This window comes from Jannaschia faecimaris, assembly GCF_900107415.1.
GTDB lineage: Bacteria > Pseudomonadota > Alphaproteobacteria > Rhodobacterales > Rhodobacteraceae > Jannaschia > Jannaschia faecimaris.
Genome location: NZ_FNPX01000018.1, coordinates 65,454 through 76,546 on the forward strand (window position 1 = coordinate 65,454; position 11,093 = coordinate 76,546).

Annotated in this window: 13 protein-coding genes; 5 read left to right on the forward strand and 8 right to left on the reverse strand. The window is 62.4% G+C overall.

The genetic code is table 11. The features are described from left to right. From BLV27_RS15870 to BLV27_RS15880, 3 genes are all read left to right on the forward strand, one after another. Window positions 1–273, forward strand: a complete 273-nt coding sequence (locus BLV27_RS15870) for a hypothetical protein (RefSeq protein ID WP_092647486.1) — start codon at window positions 1–3, stop codon at window positions 271–273. After that, on the forward strand, window positions 270–1,646 hold the full coding sequence (murD, locus tag BLV27_RS15875; protein WP_092647487.1) for a UDP-N-acetylmuramoyl-L-alanine--D-glutamate ligase: 1,377 nt from the start codon (window positions 270–272) through the stop codon (window positions 1,644–1,646). Before BLV27_RS15870 ends, murD begins: the two co-directional genes overlap by 4 nt. A 102-nt stretch (window positions 1,647–1,748) precedes the next feature. Next, window positions 1,749–2,009 carry a hypothetical protein gene (locus tag BLV27_RS15880; protein ID WP_092647488.1) on the forward strand — a complete coding sequence of 87 codons (261 nt, stop codon included), beginning with the start codon at window positions 1,749–1,751 and terminating at the stop codon, window positions 2,007–2,009. A 54-nt stretch (window positions 2,010–2,063) separates the two neighbouring features. Here the strand turns inward: BLV27_RS15880 and BLV27_RS15885 are convergent, their stop codons facing one another. The 8 genes from BLV27_RS15885 to BLV27_RS15915 all read right to left on the reverse strand — a co-directional run bounded on the left by BLV27_RS15885 (window position 2,064) and on the right by BLV27_RS15915 (window position 9,001). Then, window positions 2,064–2,774 (reverse strand): DUF502 domain-containing protein, encoded by a 711-nt coding sequence (locus BLV27_RS15885; RefSeq protein ID WP_092647489.1) that lies wholly within the window; start codon window positions 2,772–2,774, stop codon window positions 2,064–2,066. Between the two features lie 363 nt (window positions 2,775–3,137). Next, window positions 3,138–4,001, reverse strand: coding sequence for a PfkB family carbohydrate kinase (locus BLV27_RS15890; protein ID WP_092647490.1), 864 nt, complete (start codon window positions 3,999–4,001; stop codon window positions 3,138–3,140). 43 nt (window positions 4,002–4,044) lie between these two features. After that, on the reverse strand, window positions 4,045–4,743 hold the full coding sequence (locus BLV27_RS15895) for a M48 family metallopeptidase (protein WP_092647491.1): 699 nt from the start codon (window positions 4,741–4,743) through the stop codon (window positions 4,045–4,047). A gap of 66 nt (window positions 4,744–4,809) precedes the next feature. Continuing rightward, window positions 4,810–5,994 (reverse strand): vWA domain-containing protein, encoded by a 1,185-nt coding sequence (locus BLV27_RS15900; protein WP_092647492.1) that lies wholly within the window; start codon window positions 5,992–5,994, stop codon window positions 4,810–4,812. Then, window positions 5,994–6,155: a hypothetical protein gene (locus BLV27_RS19440; protein WP_170831483.1), complete on the reverse strand. Its 162-nt coding sequence runs from the start codon at window positions 6,153–6,155 to the stop codon at window positions 5,994–5,996. Before BLV27_RS19440 ends, BLV27_RS15900 begins: the two co-directional genes overlap by 1 nt. 9 nt (window positions 6,156–6,164) lie before the next feature. Continuing rightward, window positions 6,165–7,544 (reverse strand): DUF2927 domain-containing protein, encoded by a 1,380-nt coding sequence (locus BLV27_RS15905; protein ID WP_092647493.1) that lies wholly within the window; start codon window positions 7,542–7,544, stop codon window positions 6,165–6,167. Next, window positions 7,544–7,936, reverse strand: a complete 393-nt coding sequence (locus BLV27_RS15910) for a GNAT family N-acetyltransferase (RefSeq protein ID WP_244504707.1) — start codon at window positions 7,934–7,936, stop codon at window positions 7,544–7,546. The genes BLV27_RS15905 and BLV27_RS15910 overlap by 1 nt, the downstream gene beginning before the upstream one ends. 255 nt (window positions 7,937–8,191) lie before the next feature. Then, complete coding sequence (locus BLV27_RS15915; RefSeq protein ID WP_092647495.1) at window positions 8,192–9,001, reverse strand: AAA family ATPase; 810 nt, start codon at window positions 8,999–9,001, stop codon at window positions 8,192–8,194. Between the two features lie 182 nt (window positions 9,002–9,183). On the opposite strand from BLV27_RS15915, the gene dksA reads away from it, so the two are divergent. Both dksA and BLV27_RS15925 read left to right on the forward strand, forming a co-directional pair. Continuing rightward, the gene (dksA, locus tag BLV27_RS15920) at window positions 9,184–9,606 is read left to right on the forward strand and encodes an RNA polymerase-binding protein DksA (protein ID WP_092647496.1); all 423 of its coding nucleotides are present in this window, start codon (window positions 9,184–9,186) and stop codon (window positions 9,604–9,606) included. Between the two features lies 1 nt (window position 9,607). Continuing rightward, window positions 9,608–10,720, forward strand: a complete 1,113-nt coding sequence (locus BLV27_RS15925; protein ID WP_092647497.1) for an FAD-dependent monooxygenase — start codon at window positions 9,608–9,610, stop codon at window positions 10,718–10,720. Window positions 10,721–11,093 lie beyond the last annotated feature (373 nt).

Genomic DNA, 11,093 nt, shown 5'->3' on the forward strand with positions numbered 1-11,093 from the left:
ATGCGGTTTCGCAATCCGCTTATCGCGCGGGGTGGGCCCCCGGTTTCGTTGAACGTGCGGGCGGCGCGTTGGGGGGCCACGGCGGTCGTTCTGGGCGGCGTTTTTCTCGCCGTTCCGGTCTACGATGGCTGGTCCGATGCACAGGCGCGGATCGAAGCGGACCCGCTTGTCTGCGGCAAACTGGTCAAGTTCGATATTCCTAACGGGCAGGAGCAAACACTGCGCCAGAAACTCACGCAGTTCTTCATAGACCGGTGCGAGGTGCCCCAATGATTCCTGTCCATGGTTTCAAGGGGGAGACCGTTGCAGTTCTGGGTCTTGGCCGATCGGGCATGACAGCCGCGCGCGCATTACGGGAAGGGGGCGCGACGGTTTTGGCCTGGGATGATGGAGCCAAGGGACGCGACGCCGCAGAGGCCGAGGGGTTCGAGGTGCGCGATCTGACCAGATCGGGCGCGCTGGAGGGGGTTATCACAATGATCGTCTCGCCGGGCATTCCACACTTGTATCCCGCACCGCACCCCGCGATCCGGGCCGCCTGGGATGCGGGTGTGGCGGTGGACAACGATATCGGTCTTTTCTTTCGGTCGCTGGGATATGACGCGCCGCGCACCGTCTGCATCACCGGCTCGAACGGTAAATCCACGACGTCGGCTCTGCTGCACCACATCCTGACAGCGGCAGGAAAAACAGCGCACTTGGCGGGCAACATCGGACGAGGCGTGCTGGACATAGACATGCCGGGAGAGGACGACGTGGTCGTGCTGGAACTCAGCAGCTACCAGACCGAACTGGCCCGCAGCCTGACGCCTGACATCTGTGTGTTCACCAACCTGTCGCCTGATCATCTGGATCGTCACGCCGGCCTGGGCGGATATTTCGCCGCCAAGCGTCGTCTGTTCGCCGAAGGTGGGCCGGATCGTGCCGTGATCGGCGTGGATGAGGACGAGGGGCGGTTCTTGGCCAACCAGTTGCAGGAAGCTCCGGTCGACGACCGAGTCATTCGGGTCTCGATCGGTAAACTGACCGGCCCCGGATGGCAGGTGACCGCGAAGAAGGGCTGGCTGGCCGAGCATCGCAAGGGCCGGCAGGTCGCCAGCGTTGATCTGCGCGATATTCCGGGCCTTCCGGGTCGGCACAACCACCAGAACGCTTGCGCGGCCTGGGCGGCGGCGCGCGCTCTGGGTCTCGGCCCGCGCGAGATCGAGGCGGCACTGCGCAGCTATCCGGGGCTGCCACACCGAAGCCAGCGGATCGCGGAGCGGGGCGGCGTCATCTTTGTCAACGACAGCAAGGCAACGAACGTCGATGCGGCATCGCAGGCGTTGCAGGCGTTCAGGAAAATCCGCTGGATCTGTGGCGGGTTGGAAAAGGACGGCGGCCTCCACGCGCTGCAACCGCATTTTGAAAATGTTGCCAAGGCCTATGTCATCGGCCGGGAGGCAGATGCTTTCGCGCTGGACCTGGGGAGCGGTGTCGAGATCGAGATATGCACCGACATGGCCACCGCGGTGTCGCGGGCCGCAGCCGAAGCGCAGCCGGGTGATGTCGTCCTGCTGGCCCCTGCGGCGGCCAGTTTCGACCAATATGACAACTTCGAAAGACGTGGCGAGGACTTTATCGCCTGTGTTGCGGCACTGGACTGAAGCGCGATCGGTGCCGGCACTTGGGGCGTCATCCGTATCGGGGGCTTGGATGAACGCAAATTTCGATCCATTCTGTTTGTGTCATGCAACTTGGAGGATGCCATGCCCCTGTCCACCATCAAGATAGACGACGAGATTTTCATGGCCGACGGTGCCGTCGGCGTCGGTGCCGTCCGAGAGGTGACACCGGGAAAGCTGACCGTCTACATTGAAGGCTACGGCGACATCATGATCGGGCCCGACCAAATCGCGTCGGCCCATGACGGAAAGGTTCTGGTGAAGCCGGAAACCCTGCCTGATCATGTTCAAAGCCACCTTGAACACGTACACGACGGAGAATACCGCCGTCCCTCCGAGGCCTGAGCAGCGGCATTGAGTCCGGACGAAAGCGTCCGGTGAAACGTCAGGAACGTTCGTTCATTTGACTGCCGTCGTCCCCGGGGGCATGTCGGTTGCATCCCGCCCGCCCGGATAGACGAGCCCGGCCGATATCACCAGCTTCGCGGCATCTTCGACCGTCATGTCCAGTTCGACCAGATCCTCTGCTGGCACGAAGAGGAGAAACCCCGAGGTGGGGTTCGGGGTTGTGGGTAGAAACACCGATACCATGGGCTCCGATGCGCGCGACGCGATCTCGCCCTTGGCCGTGGTCGAAACGAAGCCGATAGCCCAAATCCCCCGGCGCGGGTATTCGATCAGGCAGGCCTTTTCGAAGCTGTTCTGATCCTGCGCCAGAATCGTCTCGGCGATCTGCTTGAGGCCCGAATATACGGACCGAACCACCGGCATCGTCTGCACCAGGTTCTCGGCATACCGTAGAATCGATCGCCCGATCAGGCCTTTCGCGATCATCCCGACAAGCAGCGTGAACAGCAGGAATATGCCCACGCCGATGCCACGAATGTCGAGGTCGAGGCCGAAGCGCTGCAACAGCCAGATGTCGGGACGATAGGCTACTGGGATGAACGGCAGGACCCAGCCATCGAACCAGCCAATGACCGACCAGATGAGCCAGAACGTCAGGCCGATCGGGGCAATCACGATCAGGCCGGTCAGGAAGTTGTTCCTGAGCCTCGTGATTATGCCTGGCCGCGACGCGCGCGGCGGATGTTCGTCGCCAAGATGCATTGGTTCCGTTTCGTTAATTCACCAATCGACATAAACACCGGGCCGCGCGGGGACAAGCGGCGGCCTTCTATGATGGGCTGGCCGAACAACTGGTTTCAGCGGACGCGCCAGCCTGGGGTGCATCATGTATAGGGCTGCGCATCCCTCAAAATGAATTGGGGCATGCCCAGGCGTGGCCCCGGTGCCTTCAATTTGTGCAGTGAAAGTCCGCGATGCGAACGAATTGGGGGCCAAGCGCACGACCGAACCCCGGCCTTGTGGCATGGGCGGTTCCGGGTGGTAGGGCCACTGCATAAATTCCGGGTTGTGTCAGTCTTGGACCCAAGCAACTGCGCAGGACATCAACAGCGCGGCGCGCCCGCGTCAGTATGTATCGCCTGAGACGTAGGTCGCGGCTGCTTCCAATGCCCGTTTCAGAGCGGCGTCCGGATCGGCCCCCGATGCTTCGGCGGCGATATGCGCGGCCATGAACGTATCGCCCGCACCGGTGACACGCGTGACCATCACGTTGCGCGGCTGGATCTTTACTGTGCCGCCGGGATGGGCGCAAGCTGCTGGGTTAGGACCATCGGTCACCAAGGCACGGTAGAGGCCGTGGGCGCGTAGGGCTTCGGCGGCTGTCATGGTGTCGGGCTGAGGCGCGTGCAGCAACAGGTTCGCTTCTTCGAGGTTTACATAGAGCGTGGCCGAATCGTGGACCAGGAAGGGAAGCAGCCGTTCCGCCTTGCCTGGCGATGCTGGCGCGATCCTCAGATCGGTCCCGGTAAACCGGGGGTCGACCGCGATGCCTGCCAAAAGGTCCTGTGTCAGGTTGCCGTCGACGACGATCGGGCCTGTGAAACCCAAGCCGTGCAACGGCCGAAGTACCTTGTCGCCCGCCGCCTCGAGCGAATGGGCGTCGGCAATCGCGGCGATCAGACCGTTGCCGCCCTCGATGGCCATGTAGACGTCGGTCGGCAGGTCTTCGGAGCGATAAAGCGTGTCCGTTACCAACCCCAGTCGGTCAAGTGCAGCGACCAGCTCATCCCCTTCCGCGTCTCGGCCCACGACTGACAGGAGCGCGGGGGTCATGCCGTAGGCCTTGGCGGCCATCGCGATGTTGAGCGCCACCCCCCCCGGAATGCGGGTGATCCGGCCCGGCACGTCCGAGCCCTTTTGCATGTGCGCGTTGGAGCGGCCGATGATGTCCCAGAGGACCGAGCCGATACAGAGGATATCCGGTGTCATGCAGCCGGTCTGCCCGATGGGCGGGGCGGGGTAAAGCCGGGCGTCAGGTCTGGGGCGGAAGGGTGCCCCATTTCGCCTCGTTCGCTTCGATCGCGGCAATCCGGTCTTCGACTTTCGGGTGGCTCATCATCCAGGCGGGAACGCCGTTGCCGCCCATGCCGGTCAGTTTCCCCAGCTTGGTGAAGAGCGCCTTCTGGGGTGCGGTCCCGATACCGGCCTTGACCAGAAGGGCGCTGGCGTAGGCATCGGCCTCGTATTCGTCGCGGCGCGACAGCCGGGCCGCCACAAGCGTCGTCAGCATGTTCACGATCCACGGCCCGACGCCCGGGAGATAGCGTCCCAGAATACCCGATAGCACCACGCGCATCGCGTTCTGGCCTGAAAAGTCGATCAGACGACGGCGAGAATGACCAAGCGCCACGTGGCCAAGCTCGTGCGCGACAACGCTTGCGAGTTCGGGGGCGGTAACCTCCCCGGTATCGTACTTGTTCAGGAATCCGCGCGTCAGAAAGATACGGCCATCCGGCGCGGCGAGGCCGTTCACGGGGGCAACTTCGTGCACATTCACCCGGATCCGCTCCACTTCCAGCACGGCGGCCAGTCGGTTCAGTTCCGATTCGAGCGCGGGATGATTCAGTGGAGTGGACGTTGCATCCATCTGACGCTTCAGCCGCCACGCGGAGAAGAGCCACATGACGAGGCCGTAGAGCACGGCCATCAGGAGGGCAGGGGCTTTGATCATGGAATGGATATGGGGATGTCAGGGCCGCGCGTCCATGGGACATTCTGTGCCCATGCGCCGCAGGGATCAGCGCGTCAGCAGGCGCATTCCGCTGCTGAGGCCTTCCAGCGTCATCGGGACCATGCGGTTCTCGAAAATCTCGCGGATCATGCGGACGGAATGCGTGTGGTCCCAGTGCTGGCGGGGCAGGGGGTTGATCCAGAGGTTGGAGGACCACTTTTCACGCGCGCGGTCCAACCAGATCTGACCCGGCTCCTCGTTCCAATGTTCATTGGCACCGCCAGCGTAGGCGATCTCGTAGGGGGACATGGAGGCGTCGCCCACGAAGATGCAGCGATAGTCGGGGCCGTACGTGTTGAACACTTCCCGCGTCGGTGTGACGGCGTTCCAGCGGCGGCGATTGTCCTTCCAGACGCCTTCGTAAAGGCAGTTGTGAAAGTAGAAGTGCTCCAGCGTGCGGAATTCAGACCGGGCGGCGGAGAAGAGTTCTTCGACCACCTTGATGTGCGGGTCCATCGAGCCCCCGACATCGAGGAATAGCAGGACCTTCACCGCGTTGCGCCGCTCGGGTCGGGTCTTCACGTCGAGGTAGCCGGCCTTGGCGGTGGAGCGGATCGTGCCGTCGAGGTCGAGTTCGTCATGGGCCCCATCACGGGCCCAAGCGCGGAGGCGCTTCAACGCCACCTTTATGTTGCGCGTTCCCAGTTCGACGCTGTCGTCAAGGTTGCGGAATTCGCGCTTGTCCCAGACCTTTACCGCGCGCTGATGGCGGCTCTCGTCCTGTCCGATACGCACGCCTTCGGGATTGTAGCCATGGGCCCCGAATGGACTGGTCCCGGCCGTACCAATCCACTTGGATCCGCCTTGGTGGCGGCCCTGCTGCTCCTTGAGGCGCTCCTTGAGGGTTTCCATCAGTTTGTCAAAGCCGCCAAGCGCCTCGATCTCGGCGCGTTCCTCGGGCGTCAGGTGCTTTTCAGCCTGCTTTTCCAGCCAGTCGGCAGGAAGATCGATTGCGTTCAGGATGTCGGCGGCAGAGATGTTCTCAAGCCCCTCGAACGTGGTTGCGAAGGCTCGGTCGAAGCGGTCGATATGCCGCTCGTCCTTCACCAGAGAGGCTCGGGCCAGGTAGTAGAAGCCCTCGACATCATAGGTCACGAGACCGGCCGTCAGGCCGTCGAGAAAGGCCAGATGTTCGCGCATCGAGACCGGGACGCCGGCGGCGCGCAGGGTTTCGAAGAAGCGAAGGAACATCAGAGGCGCGTCAGTATGATGATGCCGAAGATGCCGATGATGAAGCCGATGACGGTAAAGACAGCGGCATATTGCGCAATGTCGAAGCCGTTGCCCTTGCGGCGGACGGCGATGAAGGTGCCCAAAGCGGACCCGGCGATGGCGGTGAGAATGGGTAACATAGCCCTGCTCTACGCGCCCGGACGCAGGCTCGCAACCTCGCCCGCGCGAATGCCGAGCGCTTGGTCACCCCAGGCGTAGCGGCCCCAGGCCAGACCCTCGCGGCGTATGCGTGCAGCTTCGGATGAAGCCCCTTGAAGCGCTGCTGCTTCGGCCCGCAATAACAGCAATGTGGCAAGGAGAGAGGCGTTCTGCGCGTCGTCCGCAGCCGGAATCGCACGGTCCAGAATGTCGAGGGTTGCCTGGGGCTGCCCGGACGACAGGGCAAAGGCGGCGAGCTGCAACGCGATCTGCGCTGTTTGCACGCTGTCCCCAATGGTTTGTTGGTAAATGGCCTGCGCCTCGAGGAAGGCAGCGATGGCTACGTCAATGTCTGACGAGAGCGCAGCGCGGCCGAGGGCGAGATGCGAAAAGGCGAGACGTTCGTCCTGCCAGCCCTGCGCCTGAGCAAGGCTCACGGCGTTCTTGGCATGGTTCAGTCGGGCCCGGTCCGAGCCTGTAGGCTGAAGGGCACCCTGAAGCGACTTGGACCATGCGGGGTTGCCCTCGTCTATGGCACCAGCATCCGCAATGCGACCGCGCGGGTTCACCCGAGCCAGAATCGCGGGCAGCCGTTCGGCCACCTGTGCCTGTGTCATGCCCGATATCAGATCCTCGTCATAGGTTGCGCGCAGGACCATCATGTCGAACTGCGTCAGCACGACGTGCATGTTGTCGTCGTTGAAGACGGAATGAGGCAGCCGATACAGGTCGTTCAGGGGGCCGAGCGCCTGGGCCACTTCTTCGTGCAGGCAGTCGCGGATCTCCTGCGGACTGACGTCGGCGGGGAGGAAGACGCTGGCGCGGGTGCGCGTCTTGAGCGTGGTCCAGTCGGTGCCGGGGCCGAAACGGTTGGCGAGATAGTCGTTCCAGCCGGCCACGCGCGGCACGACAAAGCAGGCCGCCCCCGGAACGAAGCGTTGCAATGTCGCGCGGGGAAGGGCGGATATGGTGATGGAGCCCATCTTGCCCGCTTCTGCCGGGCGGATATCGATCTTCGCCTCTGTTTGCAGTCGAGCCAAAAGGTCGGTCAGGTCCGGTAGCAGCGTGGGCGGCAGGGACGCGCCGTCTGCGGTTTCGACGGTGACGGTGATCGGCCCTTCGAACCGGGTGAAAGTGTCTATCTGGCGTCCGGTCTCCAGCTGAAACGTCAGTGCCATGAAGTCGCGAGCCAATTGGGCATTCGGCTGCACGGGCAGGCGCATTGCGGGTACGCCGGTGAACCGGCGCAGGGGGGGCAACGCATCCGTCATGATCGCCACGGTCGCGCGGGTTGCCTGAGGAGTGGCCGTGCCGGAGGGCGCGCAGGACGCCAGCAGCATCACGGCAAGGGTAGCGAGCGGTCTGAGCATTAGACGGCACGCTCGTATTTGATGAAAGGTGTCAGGCGACCGATCCGGTCGTAAAGGATGCGACCCTGGTAGTTCGTCTCGTTCGTCATCCAGTAAACGCGCGGCGCGCCCCGCGCGTCGGCATCGGCATAGACGGCGCTTATGAGTCTGCGGGCCACGCCCTGACCGCGCGCGTCGGGTGCGGTAAACAGGTCCTGCAGACAGACGGTGCCCTCGGGCCGCCACATGTGCGGATGATGTACCCAATGAACGAGGCCAACGGCGCGCCGGTCGCTCCATGCCAGAAGACCGTTGAACGTTGCCGGATCATTCGAGAGAAGCTGCCCGAATGCGGCATCAAAGGCCGAGGCAGGCAGGTCGGTTTTATAGAAGTCGAGATAGGCGGACCACATTTCCCGCCAAATGGCGCGATCATTCGCGGTGACAGGCGCAAGCCTGATTGTTTCCGTGCCCATATAAACCCGCTCGCATCTTCGTGCTTTGTCGCGAGACTAGGCGGACAATGTGGCGGGGATTGGGCGTATACTTAAAAGATGCTGCGGAATTTTACAGTTTGGCATGAGCCGTGCGGACTAGACCGTGGGCCGACAGAAATTCCGTAAAGGATATGCGCGATGTCAGCGCCCGCCCCGCGCCATGAATGCGAGTCATTCAAAGAGGTGTACATCCTGCTCGTTCTTGAGAAGGGCACCATGAAGCCGCGGCAGGGACGATCCCGCGTCCTGTTTGAGATCTTCGGCACCGAGGTCTTCCGCCAACAGCAGCTTGAGCCAGTCCAGCATTTCGGAGGTGGAGGGTTTCTTCTTGAGGCCTTGCTGCTCGCGCAGGGCAAAGAACTGGGTCAACGCGGTCGTTAGCAGTGCCGACTTAATGCCGGGGTGGTGCACCTCGACGATCTTGGCCAGGGTCTCGGCGTCGGGAAAACGGATGTAGTGGAAGAAGCAGCGGCGCAGGAAGGCGTCTGGCAATTCCTTTTCATTGTTGGACGTGATGATGACGATGGGCCGGTGCCGCGCGCGGATCGTTTCTCCGGTCTCGTAGACATGGAACTCCATCTTATCGAGTTCTTGTAACAGGTCATTCGGGAACTCGATATCGGCCTTGTCGATCTCATCGATCAGCAGGACGACACGTTCGTACGTCTCGAATGCCTGCCAGAGCTTTCCCTTGCGGATATAGTTGCTGATGTCGTGCACCCGCTCGTCACCCAACTGGCTGTCGCGTAATCGCGAAACGGCATCGTATTCGTATAATCCCTGCTGTGCGCGGGTGGTGGACTTAATGGACCATTCAAGCATCGGCACTCCGAGTGCGGCGGCGACCTGGCGCGCCAACTCCGTCTTGCCGGTCCCCGGTTCGCCCTTGACGAGGAGTGGGCGCTGCAGCGTGATCGCCGCGTTGACCGCCACGGTCAGGTCGTCGGTCGCCACGTAGTCCTTAGTGCCCTTGAAGTGCATTATCGTGTCCTTGCCGCGGTGAATTCGTTGCGCACCCTAGCAGTCGTTTACAGGTGCGCAACTGACGCACGACAAGGACGTGACAAGCTCGCAGTGCTGTTGTAAGCGCGGCAGTACAGGACCGGTTCGGTTCACCGCGGTTGGGCGAACCTGCAACGGACCGGTGTGAAGGAGCGACCATCATGAAAGCCGAAACCTTTCTCCCAACTGATTATACCCCGGCCGAGGACGAGCCGTTCATGAACGAGCGGCAGACTGAGTATTTTCGCCGCAAGTTGAACGGCTGGAAGGCCGATCTGCTCGAAGAGACCGAACGGACCCTGGAAGGCCTTCAGGACGCGGCGCGCAGCATCCCCGATGTCGCCGATCGCGCCTCCGAGGAGACGGACCGCGCGCTGGAACTGCGGACGCGTGACCGGCAGCGCAAGCTGATCTCCAAGATTGACGCTGCACTGCGGCGCATCGATGAAGGTGAATACGGGTATTGCGAGAAAACTGGCGAGCCAATTTCTCTCAAGCGTCTGGATGCCCGTCCTATTGCGACCATGACTGTCGAGGCCCAGGAAAAGCATGAGCGCCGCGAGAAGGTTCATCGCGACGACTGACATGACGACCCGCACCCACGACGTTACGGTTTTGGGCGCGGGGATCGGCGGTCTGGCGTGCGCCATTGCCTGCCGCCTCAGGGGCCTTTCGGTCGAGTTGATCGAACAGGCCCCCGCACTGACCGAAGTCGGTGCTGGTATTCAGATTGCTCCGAATGGGGGACGCGTTCTGGATGCGCTCGGGGTCAGACCCCGCTTCTTGAACAGCAGTGCCGTCCACCTGATCGACGGACCGACGGGACGATCCGTGATCGGCATGCCGGTCGGTTCGGGATTTCGCATGGTTCATCGCGCCGACCTGATTGCGGCACTCGCTGCGCGGGCGACTGCATTGGATATTCCCGTCCATCTCAACAACAAGATTATGTCCGTGGCGGGCGAGGGGGGTACCCTTATCACTAAGGGGGGCGAGACACGTTTGGTGACCCGCCTGATCGGGGCTGACGGGGCGCATGGGGTTACCCGCGCGTTTGTTGCACCGGATCACAAACCGACCTTCACGGGGCAAGTCGCCTGGCGCGCGGTCGTGCCGGTCGACAACTGGCCAAGGGAAGCACAGGTTCACATGGGGCCGGGCCGGCATCTTGTGTGTTACCCACTCAGGGATGGCCGGTCCCTGAACATCGTGGCGGTGGAGGAGCGATCCGAGTGGACGGTCGCCAGTTGGTCGCAAACCGATGATCCGGAAAACCTGCGCCAGGCCTTTGCAGGATACGCAGCGCCGGTTCGCGATCTGTTGGCACGAGTGGAAGAGGTGCACCTCTGGGGATTGATGGATCATGGCGTGACGCCGAACTGGACGCGAGGCCGATGTACCTTGATCGGTGATGCCGCGCACCCGACGCTGCCATTTCTGGCGCAGGGGGCGAACCTCGCGCTCGAAGGTGCGTGGACGCTGGCGCAGAGGCTCGACGACCCCGAGCGCTGGGATAAGTTGCGCCGCCCACGGGTGACGCGCGCGCTGGCAGCCGCAGGCGCAAACGCGCGGAATTACCACCTGTCAGGCGCGAAGCGTAGAGTTGGTCATCTCGCATTGCGCGTACTGGACCGTTTTGCGCCGGGATTGCCTCTGCTGGGGTACCGCTGGCTTTACGACGCGGACGTGACGGTCTGAGGCCTGCGGGCGATTCACCCAAAGGGGCGCATGAAGGCGGGCTTTGCCCATCTGCCTGCCGAGGCCGCAATAAAGGCTACTTAAGAAGCCCTGCCTATGTTATTATAATGCCTGAAAACTGATCACGCCGAGGCATGCTGCGTGGTTGGTATCAGGGTGTTGTCTATCGGCAGGACTGATCAAGCAATTGTTTATAAGCGGTTTTCTTGAATATCCCATAAAAAGTGCGGTTTCTTTTGAAAAACTGCTTGCGGAGGTGTAGGGGTGACCGTAGAAGGCCTCTCACCGGCGGCGCTGATGCGCTACGGTGGCCCGCGGGTCTGACGGACTGGAGACGGTCTGGACGGTTTACGGGGATGAATATTGAGGTATC

What these genes read in the sequence shown, in the direction of transcription:
- BLV27_RS15870 (WP_092647486.1), top strand. Translation starts at nt 1, where the DNA reads ATGCGGTTTCGCAATCCGCTTATCGCGCGGGGTGGGCCCCCGGTTTCG.
- murD (WP_092647487.1), top strand. Translation starts at nt 270, where the DNA reads ATGATTCCTGTCCATGGTTTCAAGGGGGAGACCGTTGCAGTTCTGGGT.
- BLV27_RS15880 (WP_092647488.1), top strand. Translation starts at nt 1,749, where the DNA reads ATGCCCCTGTCCACCATCAAGATAGACGACGAGATTTTCATGGCCGAC.
- BLV27_RS15885 (WP_092647489.1), bottom strand. Translation starts at nt 2,774, where the DNA reads ATGCATCTTGGCGACGAACATCCGCCGCGCGCGTCGCGGCCAGGCATA.
- BLV27_RS15890 (WP_092647490.1), bottom strand. Translation starts at nt 4,001, where the DNA reads ATGACACCGGATATCCTCTGTATCGGCTCGGTCCTCTGGGACATCATC.
- BLV27_RS15895 (WP_092647491.1), bottom strand. Translation starts at nt 4,743, where the DNA reads ATGATCAAAGCCCCTGCCCTCCTGATGGCCGTGCTCTACGGCCTCGTC.
- BLV27_RS15900 (WP_092647492.1), bottom strand. Translation starts at nt 5,994, where the DNA reads ATGTTCCTTCGCTTCTTCGAAACCCTGCGCGCCGCCGGCGTCCCGGTC.
- BLV27_RS19440 (WP_170831483.1), bottom strand. Translation starts at nt 6,155, where the DNA reads ATGTTACCCATTCTCACCGCCATCGCCGGGTCCGCTTTGGGCACCTTC.
- BLV27_RS15905 (WP_092647493.1), bottom strand. Translation starts at nt 7,544, where the DNA reads ATGCTCAGACCGCTCGCTACCCTTGCCGTGATGCTGCTGGCGTCCTGC.
- BLV27_RS15910 (WP_244504707.1), bottom strand. Translation starts at nt 7,936, where the DNA reads ATGTGGTCCGCCTATCTCGACTTCTATAAAACCGACCTGCCTGCCTCG.
- BLV27_RS15915 (WP_092647495.1), bottom strand. Translation starts at nt 9,001, where the DNA reads ATGCACTTCAAGGGCACTAAGGACTACGTGGCGACCGACGACCTGACC.
- dksA (WP_092647496.1), top strand. Translation starts at nt 9,184, where the DNA reads ATGAAAGCCGAAACCTTTCTCCCAACTGATTATACCCCGGCCGAGGAC.
- BLV27_RS15925 (WP_092647497.1), top strand. Translation starts at nt 9,608, where the DNA reads ATGACGACCCGCACCCACGACGTTACGGTTTTGGGCGCGGGGATCGGC.